Genomic DNA, 20,466 nt, shown 5'->3' on the forward strand with positions numbered 1-20,466 from the left:
GCCACACACTTCCGGTTGCCGGACCGCGCTGGGTCCGCGCAGGATCGGCCGCGAGCGGACGCAAAACCGAACATCGCATTGACGTACGCGTCACCTCGAACACCGTGGGGGCCTTTCGCGTTGGGGTGTACCACCCCCGTGGGCCCATCAAACGTGGCCGGCGTCCGGTCAGTGGCCGGGGGAAATGGTGAGCGCGCCGGGCTCCCCGAGCCGTTCGGAGTGGCGTGCCTGGCGACCGCTGCGCGCGACGCCGACCGCGGCCACCGCCCAGACGACGTACTGGACGGTCCAGGCCGCCCGGAACGAGTCGAACGAATACACGCCGCCGATGATGATGCCCATCGCCTGCATCACCAGCAGCGAGGCGATGAACCCGCCGGTGTTGACCATGCCCTGGGCGGTGCCCAGGCTGGTGCGCGGGTTGTAGGTGCGGGCGAAGTCGAACGCGACCAGCGACACGGTTTGGCTGACCGCGATGACCACCACCAGCAGCACCAGCAGCCACCCCGGCGCCCGGAACGGCAGCGCCAGCACCACCGTCCAGATCGTCGCGCTGGCGATGATCAGCCCGAGCACCAACGCCGGCCGGGCATGCGGATGACGCCCGGAGAAGATCCCGATCGCCACCCCGGCCACGGCGAACGTCGCCACCGACACCGTCAGCAACCCGCCGGCCACGCTGGGGGTCAGGCCTTGCGCCTTGGTCAAATACGGCACGCCCCACATCAGCGCGAACACCGTCATCGCGAACTGGGTGCCCATGTGGGTGAAGAACCCCAGCCGGGTCCCCGGCCGTGACCACACCGCCTTGATGTCGGCCAGGGTGCTGTGCACGGTCCGGGGCTCGGCAACGACTTCGGTGCCGTGCGGGGTGTCGCGCACCAGGGCCAGCGTCAACACGATCGACAACACGCCCAACGCCGCCGCCGCGGCGTAGGCGACCGTCCAGCCGTGGTGCAGCAGCAGCGCCAGAAACGGCACCGCCGACAGCACCTGGCCGAGTTGGCCGCAGATCCCGGTCAGCTGGGTCACCAACGGCACCATCGGCGGAGCGAACCAGTTCGGCACCAGCCGGATCGCCGAGATGAAGATGAACGCGTCACCCAACCCCACCAGCGCGTAGGCGCCGATGGCGGTCGGCAGCGAATGGGTCAACCCCAGGGTCAGCTGCCCGGTGGAGATGATCGCCAAACCGGTGGCGATCATCGCCTTGGGGCCGAACCGGTCCAGCAACACCCCCGCGGGGATCTGGGTTGCGGCGTAGACGATGATCTGCAGCACCACGAACGTCGACAGCACGCTGGAGCTCGCCCCGAACCGGTCGGCCGCGTCCAGCCCCGACACCCCGAAGGTGGTCCGGTCCAGCACGGCCACGATGTAGGCCAGCAGCCCGGTGCACCACACGATCCAGGGACGCAACTTGGGGGTGGGCCTTTCCTCGGGGTTCGTTTCGCCGTCCAATCCTGCCCGGTCGTGCCCGGGTATGACGAATCCGCGGCAAGAACTGATGCGGCTGGGGCCGATGCCACAAGCGTTGCCACTGATGCAATTGAGGTGTTCGGTGGCCGGGGACCCACCGAGCGGCCCGCGCCGCCACCTGCGCGAGCGCCGCCGGCCCCGTGTGCCGCGGGCACCGCCGGCGCGCGGCAGGTAACGTGGGGAGAAATCACGTTCGAAGAAGGGATAAGAGGGGTATTATTTTGCCGAATTCCGCAGGCGCACCGGACAATAGCAATTCGGACAAGGTTCGCAACCCGGAAAAGGGCTATATCGCGCTGCTGGGCTGGAGCCTGAATGCCATCGATGCGGTGGACCGTTTCGACCGCCGCTATGTGGTGGTCGCGCCGGATTGGGCCGAGGAATACTGCCAGCAACACGACATCCCCTACATCGCCTGGAATTTCGAGCGACTCAACGAGCGATCTATGGAGATCGCCGAGACCCTCAAGGACCGCGGCGTCGACGTCGCGATCCCGCTGTTCGAGGAGACCGTGGAGTGGGCCGGCGCGATCAACTCGGTGCTGATGGACAATCCGCGGCTGCTGGGTCAGGCCATGCTGCTGCGGGACAAGTCGCTGATGAAGCGCCGTGCCCAGCTCGGCGGAATCCGGGTCGGCATCTTCGAGGAAGCCCACGACCGCGACGACGTCATCCGCTTCCTCAAGCGCGTCAACCAGACCCTGCTCAAGCTGGACGGCGACCCCAACGACCCGATCCACTTCAAGGCCTTCGACAAGGCCGGCTGCCTGGGGCACCGGGTGATCCGCACCCCCGATGACATCGACTCGATCCCGGATGAGGAATTCCCGGCGTTGATGGAATCGCATTTGGATGGCTGGGAATTCGCCGTGGAAGCCTGGGTGCACAACGGCAAGATCCGTTTCCTCAACATCTCCGAATATGTGACGCTGGGCTATTCGGTGTTCGTCCCGGCCTCACCGGAGCTGGAGCGCTACCGTGAGCAGATCACCCGCCAGGTGGAGAAGTTGATCAAGACCTTCGACATCGACTTCGGATTTGTGCACCCGGAATACTTCGTCACCAGCGACGGCGAAATGTACTTCGGCGAGGTCGCCTACCGGCCGCCGGGCTTCAAGGTCTTCGAACTGCTGGAACGCACCTACGGCTTCAACGCCTACCAGGGCCTGGTGCTGGCCTTCGACCCGAAGACCACCGAGGAGGAACTCGAGGCCTTCTTCCCCCGCGAGGTCGTCGACGCCAAGGGCCACGCGGGCTGCTTCGGGGTGTATCCGCGGCGCCGGGTGGTCAGCACCCTGGCCATGCCCGAGGAGACCGAGGACCACGAGTACTTCGAATCCCACGAGCTGACCGCGCCGCTGGAAGAGACGGTGACCAAGCGCACCGCGTTCGGCACCCACTGGGGTCTGGTCTACTTCTTCGGGGAGGATCCGTACGAAATGCGGCGCCTGCTCAAGCGGCAAGAAGAACTCGACTTCTACGTCTGACGGCTCCGGCGGCAAAGACGTGAGGAACCTGGTTGAATTCACCGAGCAGCAACGGGAACGGCGAAGGCACGGTGTTGGACAAGCGTCTGGCGAGGCTCAGCGACGCCACCCGAATCCTGGCGGAGGCCGGTGACGTCGGCAAACCGGGCAAACTGCGTCGCGTCCTGGACGGGCTGCGGCTAGCGCTGCTGCAACCCGGCGGCTGCGCCGCGGTGCGGGCGCGGGCCCAGGAGCTGGAGGCCGCCGGCCTGTTCCTCGGCACCGACTGGGCGACCCCGCAGACCCTGCTGCCCGCGCTGAGCACCGGCTCGCTGCGCAGCGACAACCAGGACACCGTCGTGTTGGAGGCGGTTAGCCTGCTGCGGCTGCTCGCGGTCGCCCAGGGCGACTACCTGCACCCGCTGATCTCCGCCGAGCAGGCCCGCCACCATCTGTCCCAGGTGCTGGCGATCAACCTGTCGCTGCTGTTCACCCCGCCGACCGAGGCCGAACGCGAGCTGCAGGGCCGGATGGCCGCGGTGACCCGCGACCTGTTCCGGTATCTGGCCGACGAGATCGGCTACGAGCACGTGCTGGACCGGCTGGTCGACGAGATCTGGCGGATCCTGCGGCAGCGCCCGATCCAGGTCGACCAGATCAAGGCGATGATCACCCAGATCTCGATCGCCCGCGGCGACCCGGACATCGACCTGGGCAACGGCGGGCTGGGGGTGGACCGGCTGATCACCAGCCTGTACGGCACCACCGAGGCCTGCCGGGAGGACCCCGGCGTCGAGGTCTACCGCAGCCGGCTGGAGTCGATGGACGAACCCACCCTGCAGTACGAGGCGGCCGGGTTCGCCCGCTCGATGCACGACACCGGGCTGGTGTCGCCGTATCACGCGGTGCTGCTGCGTTTCCTGGCCGAAAAGAGCGACTATCTGCTCGGCGAGGCGTTGGGCCTGTCCAGCACCGGGCGCGACTGTCTGCTGTGCTACCACGACCTGGTGCACGCCCTGATCTCGGCGGCCGTGCACACCGACACCGCCCAATGCATCTACGGGCTGGCGTTGCTGCTGGAGCGCGGCATCCTCTACCAGCCGCCGGTGGCGCCGTCGCTGTGGCGGCAACTGGCGCTGCCGCTGTCGGAGTACTCCCGGCAGCGGCTGACGCTGGCGTTCGGGCTGGCCCGCGACGCGCACACCTGGCTGCTGGCCGGGACGCTGTCGATGCTGGGGCTGCCGCTGGGCGTCGGGCAGGGCGACAACCCCACCTGCCAGTCCGCGCGCGCCCTGTCGATGTGGGCGTACAACGATCCCGACTATCTGCTGCAGACGATCGCCTGGGCGGCCCGCGACGACGAGATCGTCATGCACTTCGAGGGGCAGCCGATCTCCTCCCGCGAGGTCGACACCGGGGTGGCGACCAAGCTGCCGATCGACCTCGACCCCGTCTCGCTGCTGGTGGTGCCGCACCTGGACCGCATCTACGCGGAGATGGGCCGGCGTTGCGTCGGGCGCGACGGCGACCCGCACCGCTGGGTCAACCCGGAATTTCACGGCTGGTGGTCCGGGCGCGGATTCCGGATCAACGTCGACGTGGCCACCGGCGAACTCGTCGACGTCGACGGGTTTTTGCGCCACTTCTACGCGGCGTATCACCCGTTCTACAACGGCAACCAGCCGCTGATCCACCCGCAGCCGGCCGGGGTGGCGGTGACCGACAGCGCCGCCCGGTTCATCGGGTGGCACGCGATCACCGTGCTGCGCGTCAGCCTCGACCCCGAGGAGACGATGCGGGTCTACTTCTACAACCCGAACAACGACAGCGGCCAGGATTGGGGCGACGGCGTCGTGGTCAGCACCGCCGGCAACGGGGAGCGGTCCGGGGAGGCGTCGCTGCCGTTCGAGCAGTTCGCCTCACGGCTGTACATCTTTCATTTCGACCCGCTGGAGCCCGGCGAACTTGCCTCGGTCACCCAGGCCGAACTGGACCGGGTGGTGGGATACATCCAGCGCAGCTGGGGTGTGGGCCGCATGGCCGGCCTGGACGCCGTCGGCTGAGGTCTGGCCCAGCAAACTTACGCGCACCGCGGTGCGGTCGTCCGGCCGCGTCGGCGCCCGTTGGCGGGCCGAAAACCGAAGATAACGATTCGATAACAATACTGCTTTGATCTGCGCTATTGTGGCTACTCGACCGTAACCACCCGCATGCAGGACGTTTGTCCCGGAGGCCGCTGACCGTCGTTCAACCCGGTGTTACCCAGGGCACGGTTACCCGTGCGTAGAACTCACCAGTAACCGATTTCTCGACGAAACGGCCCAGATTCTTATGCCACCCTTAATGCAGCCGATGACGTCCGCCGCGGCGTTTTGACCCGCCGGACACCGACCCGGGACAGCTGAGCTGGAGTCGACGAGGACTCACCACCGACGGCCACCGCCCCCGCAGGGAGCGCACGCCGGACACGCGACACGAGCACTACAGGGAGATAAACAACGTGACGATCCACGAGCACGACCGGGTGTCCGCTGACCACGACGGGACCACCCCGGAGTCGACGCACACCCACGCGCTGGTCGATCGTCTGACCGCCGGGGAGCCGTACGCGGTGGCGTTCGGGGGCCAGGGCAGCGCCTGGCTGGAGACCCTCGAGGAGCTGGTGTCCTCGGCCGGGATCGAATCCGAGCTGACCACGCTGGTCGGTGAGGCCGAACTGCTGCTGGAGCCGGTCGCCAAGGAACTCGTGGTGGTCCGCCCGATCGGCTTCGAGCCGCTGAGCTGGGTGCGGGCCCTGGCCGCCGAGGACCCGGTCCCGGCGGCCAAGCACCTGACCTCGGCGGCGGTGTCGGTGCCCGGGGTGCTGCTCACCCAGGTCGCGGCGATGCGGGCCCTGGCCCGCCAGGGCATGGACCTGTCGGCGACCCCGCCGGTGGCCGTCGCGGGGCACTCGCAGGGTGTGCTGGCCGTGGAGGCGCTCAAGGCGGCCGGCGCGGCCGACGTGCAGCTGCTGGCCCTGGCCCAGCTGATCGGCGCCGCCGGCACCCTGGTGGCGCGTCGGCGCGGCATCTCGGTGCTCGGCGACCGCCCGCCGATGGTGTCGGTCTCGGGCGCCGACCCCGAGCGGCTCTACGAACTGCTCGAAGAGTTCGCCCAAGACGTGCGCACCGTGCTGCCGCCGGTGCTGTCCATCCGCAACGGCCGGCGCGCGGTCGTCATCACCGGCACCCCCGAGCAACTGTCCCGCTTCGAGCTGTACTGCGAACAGATCGCCGAGAAGGAGGCCGCCGACCGCAAGAACAAGGTGCGCGGCGGCGCCGTCTTTGCCCCGGTGTTCGAGCCGGTGGCGGTGGAGGTGGGTTTCCACACCCCGCGGCTGGCCGACGGCATCGACCTGGTCGGCGGCTGGGCCGAGCAGGTGGGCCTGGACGTGGCGCTGGCCCGGGAGATGACCGAGGCCATCCTGGTGCGTCAGGTGGACTGGGTCGACGAGGTCACCGCGCTGCACGACGCCGGCGCCCGCTGGATTCTGGACCTGGGTCCCGGCGACATCCTGACCCGGCTGACCGCCCCGGTGATCCGCGGGCTGGGGATCGGCATCGTGCCGGTGGCCACCCGCGGCGGCCAGCGCAACCTGTTCACCGTCGGCGCCGTCCCGGAGGTGGCCCGGCCCTGGACCAGCTACGCCCCGTCGGTGGTGGCCCTGCCCGACGGCCGCACCAAGCTCGCCACCAAATTCACCCGGCTGACCGGCCGCTCGCCGATCCTGCTGGCCGGGATGACCCCGACCACCGTCGACGCGCACATCGTCGCCGCCGCCGCCAACGCCGGGCACTGGGCCGAGCTGGCCGGCGGTGGGCAGGTCACCGAGGAGATCTTCGCCGCCCGCATCGAGGAGCTGACCGGCCTGCTGGAGCCGGGCCGCACCGTGCAGTTCAACACCCTGTTCCTGGACCCGTACCTGTGGAAGCTGCAGGTCGGCGGCAAGCGGCTGGTGCAAAAGGCGCGGCTGTCCGGCGCCCCGATCGACGGGGTGGTGGTCAGCGCCGGCATCCCGGACCTCGAAGAGGCCGTCGAGCTGATCGACGAGCTCAACGACATCGGCATCAGCCACGTGGTGTTCAAACCCGGCACCGTCGAACAGATCCGCTCGGTGATCCGCATCGCCGCCGAGGTGCCGACCAAACCGGTCATCATGCACATCGAAGGCGGCCGGGCCGGCGGCCACCACTCCTGGGAAGACCTCGACGACCTGCTGCTGGCCACCTACTCCGAGCTGCGGTCGCGGTCCAACATCACCGTGTGCGTCGGCGGCGGCATCGGCACCCCGGAACGCGCCGCCGAGTACCTGACCGGGCGGTGGGCCCAGGCCTACGGTTTCCCGCTGATGCCGGTGGACGGCATCCTGGTCGGCACCGCGGCGATGGCCACCAAGGAGGCCACCACCTCGCCGTCGGTCAAGCAGATGCTGGTCGACACCCACGGCACCGACCAGTGGATCAGCGCCGGAAAAGCCCAGGGCGGCATGGCGTCGAGCCGCAGCCAGCTCGGCGCCGACATCCACGAGATCGACAACACCGCGTCGCGCTGCGGCCGGCTGCTCGACGAGGTCGCCGGCGACGCCGAGGCGGTCGCGGCCCGCCGCGACGAGATCATCGCGGCGATGGCCAACACCGCCAAACCGTATTTCGGTGACGTCGCCGAGATGACCTACCGGCAGTGGCTGGACCGCTACGTCGAATTGACCATCGGCGACGGCGATTCCACCGCCGACACCGCCTCCCCGGGCAGCCCGTGGCTGGCCGACACCTGGCGGGACCGGTTCGCGTCGATGCTGCAGCGCGCCGAAGCCCGTTTGCACGCCGCCGATTTCGGCCCGATCGAGACCCTGTTCGCCGACCCGGCGCTGCTGGAGCGGCCGGCCGACGCGATCGCCGCGCTGCTGGCGCACTACCCGGACGCCGACACCGTGCACCTGCACCCGGCCGACGTGCCGTTCTTCATCCAGCTGTGCAAGACGCTGGGCAAGCCGGTCAACTTCGTGCCGGTGATCGACAAGGATGTGCGCCGGTGGTGGCGCAGCGACTCGCTGTGGCAGGCCCACGACGCGCGCTACAACGCCGACCAGGTGTGCATCATCCCGGGCACGTCGGCGGTCGCCGGCATCACCCGGATCGACGAGCCCGTCGGCGAACTGTTGGACCGGTTCGAGCAGGCCGCGATCGACGAGGTGGCCTCCGGTAACGGGCAGCCGCAGCCGGTGACCGCGCGCCGGCAGGGCCGCACCGACGTGACCGGGCCGCTGGCGATCGTGCTGGACGCCCCCGACGTGCTGTGGGCCGGGCGCACCGCCACCAACCCGGTGCACCGCATCGCCGCCCCCGACCAGTGGCAGGTGCACGAAAACCGCACCGCCAACCACCCGTCCACCGGCGCGCGGCTGGAGATCGACGGCGAGGACGTGGTGCTGTCCGTGCCGCTGTCGGGCACCTGGATCGACATCCGGCTGACCCTGCCCGCCGTCACCGTCGACGGCGGCACCCCGGTGGTGCGCACCGAGGACGCCGCGGCCGCGATGCGCGCGGTGCTGGCGATCGCCGCCGGCGTCGACGGACCCGACGCGCTGCCGCCGGTGACCGACGGGGTGGCGACCGTGACGGTGGGCTGGAACCCCGAGCAGGTCGCCGACCACACCGGGGTCACCGCCACCTTCGGCGCCCCGTTGGCGCCCGGGCTGACCACCGTGCCCGATGCGTTGGTCGGCCGCTGCTGGCCGGCGGTGTTCGCCGCCATCGGCGCGGCCGCCACCGACACCGGTTTCCCGGTGGTCGAGGGCCTGCTGAGCTTGGTGCACTTGGACCACGCCGCGCACCTGGTCGCCCCGCTGCCCGGCGCCGCGGCCGAATTGACCGTCACCGCAGCGGTGTCGGCGGCCACCGACACCGAGGTCGGCCGGGTGGTGCCGGTGTCGGTCACCGTCGCCGACACCGCCGGGGTCGAATTGGCCCGGCTGGAGGAGCGGTTCGCGATCCGCGGCCGCACCGGCGCCGCCGAACTGACCGACCCGGCCCGGGCCGGCGGCGCGGTGTCCGACAACGCCACCGACACCCCGCGCCGGCGTCGCCGCGACGTGACGCTGACCGCCCCGGCCGACATGCGGCCGTTCGCGGTGGTGTCCGGGGACCACAACCCGATCCACACCGACCGGGCCGCCGCGCTGCTGGCCGGGCTGGACGCGCCGATCGTGCACGGCATGTGGCTGTCGGCCGCCGCCCAGCACGTGGTCACCGCCACCGACGGCCAAGCCCGGCCCCCGGCCCGGCTGATCGGCTGGACCGCGCGCTTTTTGGGCATGGTGCGGCCCGGCGACGACGTCGACTTCCGGGTCGACCGGGTCGGCATCGATTTGGGCGCCGAGGTTTTGGAGATCGCCGCCCGGGTCGGCTCGGATCTGGTGATGTCGGCGACCGCACGGCTGGCCGCCCCCAAAACCGTCTACGCCTTCCCCGGGCAAGGCATCCAGCACAAGGGCATGGGCATGGACGTGCGGGCCCGCTCCAAGGCCGCCCGCAAGGTGTGGGATTCGGCGGACAAGTTCACCCGGGACACGCTGGGCTTCTCGGTGTTGCACGTGGTGCGGGACAACCCGACGTCGCTGATCGCCTCCGGCGTGCACTACCAGCACCCCGAGGGCGTGCTGTATTTGACCCAGTTCACCCAGGTCGCGATGGCCACGGTGGCCGCCGCCCAGGTCGCCGAGATGCGTGAGCAGGGCGCGTTCGTCGAGGGCGCCATCGCCTGCGGGCACTCCGTCGGCGAGTACACCGCGCTGGCCTGCGTGTCCGGTGTCTACGAGCTGGAAGCGTTGCTGGAGGTGGTGTTCCACCGCGGCTCCAAGATGCACGACATCGTGCCGCGGGACGCGCAGGGCCGGTCCAACTACCGGCTGGCCGCCATCCGGCCGTCGCAGATCGACCTCGACGACGCCGACGTCACCACGTTCGTCGCCGAGATCGCCGAGCGCACCGGGGAATTCCTGCAGATCGTGAACTTCAACCTGCGCGGCTCGCAGTACGCGATCGCCGGCACGGTGCGCGGCCTGGAGGAGCTGGAAGCCGAGGTGGAGCGGCGCCGCGAAATCACCGGCGGCAAGCGGTCCTTCATCCTGGTGCCCGGCATCGATGTGCCGTTCCACTCCCGGGTGCTCCGGGTCGGGGTCGACGACTTCCGGCGTTCGCTGGAACGGGTGATGCCGCGCGACAAGGACCCGGACCTGATCATCGGGCGCTACATCCCCAACCTGGTGCCCAAGCCGTTCAGCCTGGACCGCGAGTTCATCCAGGAGATCCGCGATTTGGTGCCCGCCGAGCCGCTCGACGAGATCCTCGCCGACTACGACACCTGGCGGACCGAGAAGCCGCGGGAGCTGTGCCGCAAGATCGTCATCGAGCTGCTGGCCTGGCAGTTCGCCAGCCCGGTGCGCTGGATCGAAACCCAGGATCTGCTGTTCATCGAGGAAGCCGCCGGCGGCCTGGGGGTGGAGCGGTTCGTCGAGATCGGGGTGAAGTCCTCGCCGACGGTCACCGGCCTGGCCACCAACACGCTGAAGCTGCCCGAATACGCCCATTCCACCGTGGAAGTGCTCAACTCCGAGCGCGACGCGGCGGTGCTGTTCGCCACCGACACCGACCCCGAGCCCGAGGACGAAGAGGAGGTGCCGGTCGAGGCTGCCGCCGACGCCGCTCCGGTGGCGGACGCCGCCCCGGCGCCGGCCGCCCCGGCCGCTCCGTCGGGTGGGCCCCGGCCCGACGACATCGGGTTCGACGCCGCCGACGCCACCCTGGCGCTGATCGCGCTGAGCGCCAAGATGCGCATCGACCAGATCGAGCCGCTGGACTCCATCGAATCGATCACCGACGGCGCGTCGTCGCGGCGCAACCAGCTGCTGGTCGACCTGGGCTCGGAGCTGAACCTGGGCGCCATCGACGGCGCCGCCGAAGCCGACCTGGCCGGGTTGAAGACCCAGGTGACCAAGCTGGCCCGCACCTACAAGCCTTACGGCCCGGTGCTGACCGACGCGATCAACGACCAGCTGCGCACCGCGCTGGGGCCGTCGGGCAAGCGGCCGGCCGCGATCGCCGAACGGGTCAAAAAGACCTGGGAACTCGGCGACGGCTGGGCCAAGCACGTCACCGTCGAGGTCGCGCTGGGCACCCGCGAGGGCAGCAGCGTGCGCGGCGGGGCGCTGGGCGGGCTGCACGAGGGCGCGTTGGCCGACGCCGCCGCCGTGGACAAGGTCATCGACGCCGCGGTCGGTGCGGTGGCCGCCCGCCGGGGCGTCGCGGTGGCGCTGCCGTCATCCGGGGGAGGCGGCGGCGCGACCGTGGACGCCGCCGCGTTGGGCGAGTTCACCGAGCAGATCACCGGCCGCGACGGGGTGCTGGCCTCGGCGGCGCGGCTGGTGCTGAGCCAGCTGGGCCTCGACGACGCGGTCGTCACCCCGGAGACCGCCACCGACGCCGAGCTGATCGACTTGGTGACCACCGAGCTGGGCGCCGACTGGCCGCGGCTGGTGGCGCCGGTGTTCGACGCCCGCAAGGCCGTCGTCTTCGACGACCGGTGGGCCAGCGCCCGCGAGGATCTGGTCAAGCTGTGGCTGGCCGATGAGGGCGACATCGACGCCGACTGGCAGCGGCTGTCCGAACGCTTCGAGGGCGCCGGGCATGTGGTGGCGACCCAGGCCAGCTGGTGGCAGGGCAAGGCGCTGGCCGCCGGGCGCACCGTGCACGCCTCGCTGTTCGGCCGGATCGCGGCCGGGGCGGAGAACCCGGGCAAGGGCCGCCACAGCGACGAGGTCGCGGTGGTGACCGGCGCGTCGAAGGGCTCGATCGCCGCGTCGGTGGTGGGGCAGCTGCTCGACGGCGGCGCCACCGTCATCGCCACCACCTCCCGGCTGGACGACGAGCGGCTGGCGTTCTACCGCGGCCTGTACCGCGACCACGCCCGCTTCGACGCCGCGCTGTGGGTGGTGCCGGCGAACATGGCGTCCTACGCCGACATCGACGCGTTGGTGCAGTGGGTCGGCAGCGACCAGTCCGAAAGCCTTGGGCCGCAGTCGATTCACATCAAGGACGCGCAGACGCCGACGCTGCTGTTCCCGTTCGCGGCACCCCGGGTGGCCGGCGACCTGTCCGAGGCCGGGGCGCGCTCGGAGATGGAGATGAAGGTGCTGCTGTGGGCCGTGCAGCGGCTGATCGGCGGGCTGTCGAAGATCGGCGCCGAACGCGACATCGCGTCGCGGCTGCACGTGGTGCTGCCCGGCTCGCCCAACCGCGGCATGTTCGGCGGGGACGGCGCCTACGGCGAGGCCAAGGCCGCGCTGGACGCGGTGGTGACCCGGTGGAGCGCCGAATCGTCGTGGGCCGAGCGGGTTAGCCTCGCGCACGCGCTGATCGGCTGGACCCGCGGCACCGGGCTGATGGGCCACAACGACGCCATCGTGTCCGCGGTGGAACGGGCCGGGGTCACCACCTACTCCACCGAGCAGATGGCGGCGATGCTGCTGGGCCTGTGCGATGTGGAGTCCAAGGTGGCCGCCGCGCACACCCCGATCACCGCCGATTTGACCGGCGGGCTGGCCGACGTCGAACTGGACATGGCCGAGCTGGCCGCCAAGGCCCGCGAGGAGATGGTCAGCGAGGCCGCGTCCGACGACGAGCCGGCCGAGGGGACCATCGCGGCGCTGCCGAGCCCGCCGCGCGGCTACACCCCGGCGCCGCCGCCGGTCTGGGACGACCTGGACGTCGACCCGGCCGACTTGGTGGTCATCGTCGGCGGTGCCGAACTGGGCCCGCTGGGCTCGTCGCGCACCCGCTTCGAGATGGAGGTCTCCGGCGAGCTGTCGGCGGCCGGCGTGCTGGAGCTGGCCTGGACCACCGGGCTGATCAAGTGGGAGGACGACCCGACCCCCGGCTGGTACGACACCGGCACCGGGGAGCTGGTCGACGAGTCGGAGCTGGTCGAGCGCTACCACGACACCGTGGTGGAGCGGGTCGGGATCCGCGAGTTCGTCGATGACGGTGCGATCGACCCCGATCACGCCTCGCCGCTTTTGGTCAGTGTGTTCCTGGACAAGGACTTCTCGTTCGTGGTGTCGTCGGAGGCCGACGCCCGGGCGTTCGTGCAGTTCGACCCGGAGCACACCGTCGCCCGGCCGGTGCCCGATTCGTCGGACTGGGAGGTGATCCGCAAGGCGGGCACCGAGATCCGGGTGCCGCGCAAGACCAAGCTGTCCCGGACGGTCGGCGGTCAGATCCCGACCGGGTTCGACCCCACGGTGTGGGGGATCAGCCAGGACATGGCCACCTCGATCGACCGGGTGGCGCTGTGGAACATCGTCGCCACCGTCGATGCGTTCCTGTCGGCCGGCTTCACCCCGACCGAATTGCTGCGCTGGGTGCACCCGTCGCTGGTGGCCAGCACCCAGGGCACCGGGATGGGCGGCATGACCTCGATGCAGACCATGTACCACGGCAACCTGTTGGGCCGGAACAAACCGAACGACATTCTGCAAGAGGTGCTGCCCAACGTTGTTGCCGCGCACGTGGTGCAGTCCTACGTCGGGTCCTACGGGGCGATGATCCACCCGGTGGCCGCCTGCGCCACCGCGGCGGTGTCGGTCGAAGAGGGCGTCGACAAGATCCGGTTGGGCAAGGCCGAGCTGGTGGTCACCGGTGGCTACGACGATCTGACGCTGGAGGCCATCATCGGCTTCGGTGACATGGCGGCCACCGCCGACACCGAGATGATGCGCGCCAGGGGGATTTCCGACGCGAAGTTCTCCCGCGCCAACGACCGTCGCCGGCTGGGCTTCGTCGAAGCCCAAGGCGGGGGCACCATCTTGCTGGCCCGCGGGGATTTGGCCGCCAAGATGGGGCTGCCGGTGCTGGCGGTGGTCGGCTACGCGCAAAGCTTCGCCGACGGGGTGCACACCTCGATCCCGGCGCCGGGGCTGGGGGCGCTGGGCGCCGGTCGCGGCGGCCGCGAGTCGATGCTGGCGCGTTCGCTGGCCAAACTCGGGGTGGGGCCCGACGACATCGCGGTGGTCTCCAAGCACGACACCTCGACGCTGGCCAACGACCCTAACGAGACCGAGCTGCACGAGCGGCTGGCCGACTCGATGGGGCGCTCCGACGGCGCGCCGCTGTTCGTGGTGAGCCAGAAGAGCCTGACCGGGCACGCCAAGGGCGGGGCGGCGGTGTTCCAGATGCTGGGGTTGTGCCAGATCCTGCGCGACGGGGTCATTCCGCCCAACCGCAGCCTGGACTGCGTGGACGACGAGCTGGCCTCCTCCGGGCATTTCGTGTGGGTGCGCGACACGCTGCGGCTCGGCGAGAAGTTCCCGCTCAAGGCCGGGCTGGTGACCAGCCTCGGCTTCGGTCACGTGTCGGGGCTGATCGCGCTGGTGCATCCGCAGGCGTTCCTGGCCGCGCTGGACCCCGCTCAACGGGAGGAGTACCGCCGGCAGGCCGATGCGCGGCTGCTGGCCGGGCAGCGTCGGTTGGCGTCGGCGATCGCCGGTGGCCGGCCGATGTATGAGCGGCCCGCCGACCGGCGCTTCGACCACGAGCTGTCCGAGAAGCGTCAGGAAGCCGCGATGCTGCTCAACCCGGACGCCCGGCTCGGCGACGACGACGTCTACCTGCGGTAGGCCCGATGAGCATCGTTGGGGTGGGGATCGATCTGGTGTCGATCCCGGACTTCGCCGATCAGGTCGACCAGCCCGGGACGGTGTTCGCCGAGACGTTCACCCCCGGGGAACGCCGGGACGCCAGCGATAAGAGTTCGTCGGCGGCCCGGCACCTGGCGGCCCGGTGGGCGGCCAAGGAGGCGGTGATCAAGGCCTGGTCGGGGTCGCGGTTCGCGCAGCGGCCGGTGCTGCCCGAAGGCATCCACCGCGACATCGAGGTGGTCACCGACATGTGGGGCCGGCCGCGGGTCCGGTTGACCGGCGCCATCGCCGAGCATCTGGCCGACGTGACGATCCACGTGTCGCTGACCCACGAGGCCGACACCGCCGCCGCCGTGGCCATCCTGGAGGTGTGATTACCTGGCGTCCTGGCGGCGTCGAGATCGACGTTAGCGCGGGCTCCACTCGCATTTTTCCGCGCTGGTGTCGATCTCGGTGTCGCCAGCGGGTTACTGTCGCCGCATGAGCGATCTGGTGCAGCGGGTGCGCGACGTGTTGCCGTCGGTGCGGCGCGACCTGGAGAATCTGGTCCGCATCGAATCGGTGTGGGCCGACCCGCAGCGCCGACCCGAGGTGCATCGCAGCGCCCAGGTGGTCGCGGATCTGCTGTCGCAGGCGGGCTTTCCGCAGGTTCGGATCGTCGCCGAGGGCGGCGCCCCGGCGGTGATCGCCCGCTATCCGGCCCCGCCCGGCGCGCCGACGGTGCTGCTGTACGCCCACCACGATGTGCAACCCGAGGGTGACGCCGGGCAGTGGGCGTCGCCGCCGTTCGAGCCGACCGAACGCGACGGCCGGCTGTACGGGCGGGGCAGTGCCGACGACAAGGCCGGCATCGCAACGCATTTGGCGGCGTTCCGGGCGCACGACGGCCGGCCGCCGGTGGGGGTGACGGTGTTCGTCGAGGGGGAGGAGGAGTCCGGGTCGCCGTCGCTGGGGGCGCTGCTGGCCGCCCACCGCGACAAGCTGACCGCCGACGTCATCGTCATCGCCGACTCGGACAACTGGAGCGTGGACGTGCCCGCGCTGACGGTGTCGCTGCGCGGGCTGGCCGACTGCGTCGTGGAAGTCGCCACCCTGGATCACGGGCTGCACTCCGGGCTGTGGGGTGGGGTGGTGCCCGACGCGCTGAGCGTGCTGGTACGGCTGTTGGCCAGCCTGCACGACGACGACGGCAACGTGGCGGTGGCCGGGCTGCACGAGGGCACCGCCGCGGCGGTGGACTACCCCGACGAGCGGGTGCGCGCCGAATCCGGGCTGCTGGACGGGGTACGCGAAATCGGTTCGGGGTCGGTGCCGCAACGGCTGTGGGCCAAACCCGCGCTCACCGTGATCGGCATCGACACCACCTCGATCGCGGCGTCGTCGAACACGCTGATCCCGCGCGCCCGCGCCAAGATCAGCATGCGGGTCGCCCCCGGCGGCGACGCGGCCGCGCATCTGCAGGCGCTGACTCGACACCTCGAACAGCATGCGCCGTGGGGGGCTCGGGTGAGTGTCATCCCCGGCGATGTCGGTCAGCCCTACGCCATCGACGTCAGCGGCCCGGTCTACGACGCCGCGCGGGCCGCGTTCCGGCAGGGCTGGGGCACCGACCCGGTGGAGATGGGCATGGGCGGCTCGATCCCGTTCATCGCCGAATTCGCCGCGGCCTATCCGCAGGCGACGATCCTGGTCACCGGGGTCGAAGACCCCGCCACCCAGGCACACAGCGTCAACGAAAGCCTGCACCTGGGTGTGCTGGAGCGCGCCGCGATCAGCGAGGCGCTGCTGCTGGGCTCGCTGGCCGGCACTTAAGAAGCCCGGGCCGTGAAAGTGCGTTCACGCAGCGAAAGCGCGAGTGGGCACCTGCGTGCGCGCACTTTCGGCGCGCGGCGGCGGACTTAGACGCCCAGATCCCGCCGCAGTTTGGCGACATGCCCGGTGGCCTTGACGTTGTACTGCGCGACGGCGATCTTGCCCTGCTCGTCGACGACGAACGTCGAGCGGATCACGCCCTGCACGGTCTTGCCGTACATCTTCTTCTCGCCGTAGGCGCCCCACGCGGTCAGCACGCTGCGCTCCGGGTCGGACAGCAGCGGAAACGTCAACCCTTCGGCGTCACGGAATTTGGCCAGTTTGGCCGGCTTGTCCGGGGAGATGCCGACCACGTCGAGCCCGGCGTCGCCCAGGTCGCGCAGGTTGTCGCGGAAGTCGCAGGCCTGCTTGGTGCACCCGGGGGTGGAGGCCGCCGGGTAGAAGTAGACGACCACCCGGCGTCCCCGGTAGTCGGCCAACGACACCGGGTTGCCGTCGGCGTCGGGGAGGCTGAACGCGGGCGCGGTGTCGCCGGGCTGCAGGCGCGCGGTGTCGGTCAACGAACATCCCTTTCTGCTCACCGGAGCACCGGGACGGGCGCCGGCTGCTCTAGGGTATGCGACAAGGCAGCAACTCAAGGACCGAGCCCACCCAGCGGCCGGTGCGGGAGGACATGGAGGACGAGCGTGGCGGACCGGGATCCCGACACCATCAAAAAGGAGATCGACGAGGCCCGCGATCGGTTGGCCACCGCCGTCGATTCGCTCGCCGAGCGGGCCAATCCCCGCCGACTCGCCGATGACGCCAAGGCGCGGGTGCTCGGCTTTGTCAAGAAACCGGCGGTGGCGATGTCGCTGGCCGGCCTGGGGGCGCTGGGCGTGGTGCTGGTCATCCGCAAGATCCGCAACCGCTAGCCACCGCGGACCCGGTCGCCCGGTTCGGGACCGACAACACCTTCTGACAGGGCGCCGTCACGATCGGGAAATGATGCGGTCACGGTATGGCGCGCATTGTGTCTCGATCCCACACCCATTTCGTTCCGCGTCTAGGCACGGTTGCGTCACCGCGTTACGGTTTCGCTGCGCTGAGTGATGAGCGGAACCAGCTGAGCGCGGATACGTGAATAGCCGACTCATGGGAATGAGCGTTGGAAATCTTGAGCCGATTCAACATCGCAACAGTTGCCGGCGTCGGGTTGTGCGGGGCCGCGTTGGCGTTTAGCGCCGACGCGGCGGCCTTCCCGCGGCCCACCGGCGGCCCGACCTGCACCGAGATGCCCGCGGCCGGCGCGCCGGCCTGTGCGGCGGCACTGACGGGAGCGGCCGCGCCGGCGCCTGCCGGGGCGCCGGTGGTGCCGGTCGCCGGGGTGCCGCTGCCGGCGGGAGCACCCGTGCCGGTGGTGCCGGTGGCTCCGGTTGCTGGGCTGCCGGCCGCGCCCGGGCCGGCGGGAGCGCCGGTGGGCGGGGGGCCGGCGGTGCTTCCCGGCCTGGCGGTTGCCGGTCCGGCCCCGGTATGCGGCGGGATGGCGCCGGGAGCGGGGTCCTGCGGCAAATAGGCTCGCGCAGAACGTATTTCACCGGAGCGCAAAGGTGGCGCTATTCCTGCACGATGACCGGGTCGCCGACGTTGACCGCGTTGAAGTACCACTCCGCGTCGGCGGGGCTCAGGCTGATGCAGCCGTGGCTGATGTTGTCCACCCCGAGTGCTTGCAGCGCCCACGGCGCCGAATGCACGTACAGACCGCGGTGGGTGATGCGGACGGCGTAATCCACCGAGAGACGGTAGCCCTCGGGGTCGGTGACCGGAACGCCGACGCTGCTGGAATCCATGATCACGTTGCGGTCCTTGGAGATAACGGCGTAGGTGCCGACCGGCGTCGGGAATTCCGGTTTACCCAGTGACGCCGGCAGCACCCCTTCTTCTCCCCAGCGGGGCCGATGGTGCGGTGCGGGCAGCCGAGGTGCCGTCCCGGCGTCGTCGCTGTCGATGCTGACGGTGAATGTGTGCTCCGAGATGCTGGCGACTCCCAAGACGGCGGGTCCGGTTTTGAAGTCGAGAGCCAGGTTGCCCACCGAGAGCGCCACCGCGCTGTGCGCCGGCCAGAATCGGTCCGGCACCCACTGCACGACGTTGCTGTCCAGCCAGTCGAACCTGCCGGTCATCGCGGGCGTCGACGTCACGTGCACGGCGCGCTCGGCGGCCCGACGGTTGGTGACCGGTGCGCTGAACGTCACCACCACCGGGTGCGCGACCCCCACCACCGCGCCGCTGGCGGGCAGCACCGAGGTGATGGTGAGGTCGGGCGGCAGCTCAACCGCCGCCGGACGCACGTCGGGCGGGGCTGCGACCACGGCGCCCACGATCACGGCTAGGACAAGAACCGGCCGAACCACCGCCCGCATCGCTTCGAATCACCTCTCGGGTGGAAATTGTCGCCGCCGACGGTCGATGTTAGGGCTGTGCTGACCGGTGCGCGGAAACGGCGCGATGAAGCCTGGGTCACATTTTGGTCACGACTACCGAGTCCGTGGGGCCGGGGCCGCGGCCGTGGTGGCAAGGCTGGGTTGACCGCAGCCAAATCGCGCCGCTCGTCACCGAGGCAAGCTAAAAGCCGGCGGCTAATTGTGAAAGGGGATAAGGTTTTAACGGCTACGCGAAAGAATGCCTCAACACCGCCGTCGCCCCCGCTGTAGCCGGCCATCGGTTGCCAGCCGCCGGTCGCGCACGAGCCTGAGCGTCGAAACCTTAGATCAAGTACGCCAACTAGGGAGGTAAGAAAGCTCATGACAAGCCCTAACGTGGGGGCCACCGCGCAATCCGTTTCCGACAAGCTCGACGGCGTCGGCCCGTCGGGCCCGCTGAGCTACCGGGAAGTGGATCAACTCGCCCCGATGGCGATCTTCGGCCTAGCCTCCAGCGCTCCTTATCCCGAAACACCAAAGCAAACCACCACGTCTGTTCTCGACGTCACCACCACGCTCGGCAAGATCCACACCGCCACCTATCAAGCATCGGACGGCAATACTTACAACGAGTTCGACGCTTTGATGACGATCCTCGAGTGGGTGCTGGCGCAGAAGAAGGCCGCGGGCTGACGTGGCCACAACATGGTCGGACGTTTCCGACAAGCTCGACGGGCTGTATTACCCGCCGCAGTATTCGGGCACCCTGCCGATCGTTCTGCTGACGTGGTCGGGCGCCGGGGTGAGCATGTGGGACACAACCCCGCCCCAGCCGGCGGCCGTCGGGTTAGCCGCGGCCACAGCGTTCCCGCAAGTTTTTTACTGGCAGCCGGTCGGCAACTACCCGGCATCGATAGTGAACCCGTCTTTGGGTCAGTCGGTCGATGACGGTTACAACGAGGGTGTTCGGCTCGCGACCCAGGTGTGGCCGGACAACCTGATCATCCCGCTCGGCTATTCGGAGGGAGCGATTTGTGGCAGCCACTGGTGGCGTGACTACATTCTCGCCAACAACCTGACTAGCCGTGTGCCCGCTGGCTTGATGTGGGGAAACCCGTGCCGCTCACCCGGTTTCGCGAACGGCAACGCCTACGCCGGCTGGGGGATGCCGGGGCAGGTTGACGGTGTTCTGACGGGCGGTATCGCGGGCCCAGATGACCTGACCCCGGCCCAAACCCCGTCGAACTGGCTGGATTTCGTCTGGCTGGGCTCTGATGGCGGGGCGACAGAGCTCTACAGCAGCTGTCCGGTTGGGCCGAACCCGTGGACCGCTGAAGCCCCTCCCGGCTACGTGGAAACCACGGTCTACAACGCCGTGTACGATCCCAGCCTCGGCACGATTGAACAGGTCGCCGCCGACGTCGGCATGCCGCTCGCCGACGCCGAGGCCATCGCCAACGGATTAAGGTTTCTTGGGGCTGGCGCGGCGGCCGATCACTACGATTACGACATCACCCCGATGGTCAATTACCTGACCAACGTTGTCGCTCCGATCTTCGCGTAGCCGAGCGCACCG

The 20,466-nt window shown here is 69.8% G+C and carries 12 protein-coding genes; 9 read left to right on the plus strand and 3 right to left on the minus strand.

Annotated features, from left to right (window positions below; all coding sequences use genetic code 11):
* Positions 1–168: 168 nt before the first annotated feature.
* Entirely contained in the window at positions 169–1,419 is a 1,251-nt protein-coding gene (locus ACAG26_RS11290) for a nitrate/nitrite transporter (RefSeq protein ID WP_370482406.1), read from the minus strand.
* A 506-nt stretch (positions 1,420–1,925) separates the two neighbouring features.
* On the opposite strand from ACAG26_RS11290, the gene ACAG26_RS11295 reads away from it, so the two are divergent.
* From ACAG26_RS11295 to ACAG26_RS11315, 5 genes are all read left to right on the plus strand, one after another.
* Positions 1,926–2,966, plus strand: a complete 1,041-nt coding sequence (locus ACAG26_RS11295) for an acetyl-CoA carboxylase biotin carboxylase subunit family protein (RefSeq protein WP_370482408.1) — start codon at positions 1,926–1,928, stop codon at positions 2,964–2,966.
* Between the two features lie 32 nt (positions 2,967–2,998).
* Complete coding sequence (locus ACAG26_RS11300) at positions 2,999–5,008, plus strand: hypothetical protein (RefSeq protein WP_370482219.1); 2,010 nt, start codon at positions 2,999–3,001, stop codon at positions 5,006–5,008.
* Between the two features lie 437 nt (positions 5,009–5,445).
* Positions 5,446–14,655, plus strand: a complete 9,210-nt coding sequence (locus ACAG26_RS11305) for a fatty acid synthase subunit beta domain-containing protein (protein WP_370482222.1) — start codon at positions 5,446–5,448, stop codon at positions 14,653–14,655.
* A 5-nt stretch (positions 14,656–14,660) separates the two neighbouring features.
* Positions 14,661–15,050, plus strand: a complete 390-nt coding sequence (locus ACAG26_RS11310) for a holo-ACP synthase (protein WP_370482224.1) — start codon at positions 14,661–14,663, stop codon at positions 15,048–15,050.
* Between the two features lie 106 nt (positions 15,051–15,156).
* Positions 15,157–16,488: a dipeptidase gene (locus ACAG26_RS11315; RefSeq protein ID WP_370482226.1), complete on the plus strand. Its 1,332-nt coding sequence runs from the start codon at positions 15,157–15,159 to the stop codon at positions 16,486–16,488.
* 86 nt (positions 16,489–16,574) lie between these two features.
* On the opposite strand, the gene bcp is transcribed toward ACAG26_RS11315, so the two are convergent.
* Positions 16,575–17,048 carry a thioredoxin-dependent thiol peroxidase gene (bcp, locus tag ACAG26_RS11320; protein WP_370482228.1) on the minus strand — a complete coding sequence of 158 codons (474 nt, stop codon included), beginning with the start codon at positions 17,046–17,048 and terminating at the stop codon, positions 16,575–16,577.
* Between the two features lie 126 nt (positions 17,049–17,174).
* On the opposite strand from bcp, the gene ACAG26_RS11325 reads away from it, so the two are divergent.
* Both ACAG26_RS11325 and ACAG26_RS11330 read left to right on the plus strand, forming a co-directional pair.
* Positions 17,175–17,402 (plus strand): DUF3618 domain-containing protein, encoded by a 228-nt coding sequence (locus ACAG26_RS11325; protein WP_370482229.1) that lies wholly within the window; start codon positions 17,175–17,177, stop codon positions 17,400–17,402.
* A gap of 242 nt (positions 17,403–17,644) precedes the next feature.
* A complete protein-coding gene (locus ACAG26_RS11330; protein ID WP_370482231.1) occupies positions 17,645–18,043 on the plus strand; it encodes a hypothetical protein in 399 nt (132 codons plus the stop codon).
* Between the two features lie 40 nt (positions 18,044–18,083).
* Here the strand turns inward: ACAG26_RS11330 and ACAG26_RS11335 are convergent, their stop codons facing one another.
* On the minus strand, positions 18,084–18,890 hold the full coding sequence (locus ACAG26_RS11335; protein WP_370482235.1) for an Ig-like domain-containing protein: 807 nt from the start codon (positions 18,888–18,890) through the stop codon (positions 18,084–18,086).
* 396 nt (positions 18,891–19,286) lie between these two features.
* Between ACAG26_RS11335 and ACAG26_RS11340 the strand changes: the two genes are divergently transcribed.
* Positions 19,287–19,583 carry a hypothetical protein gene (locus ACAG26_RS11340; RefSeq protein WP_370482236.1) on the plus strand — a complete coding sequence of 99 codons (297 nt, stop codon included), beginning with the start codon at positions 19,287–19,289 and terminating at the stop codon, positions 19,581–19,583.
* Between the two features lies 1 nt (position 19,584).
* On the plus strand, positions 19,585–20,454 hold the full coding sequence (locus ACAG26_RS11345; protein ID WP_370482238.1) for a hypothetical protein: 870 nt from the start codon (positions 19,585–19,587) through the stop codon (positions 20,452–20,454).
* The last annotated feature ends 12 nt before the right edge of the window (positions 20,455–20,466 follow it).

The sequence above is a fragment of the Mycobacterium sp. pUA109 genome (assembly GCF_041287095.1).
GTDB lineage: Bacteria > Actinomycetota > Actinomycetes > Mycobacteriales > Mycobacteriaceae > Mycobacterium.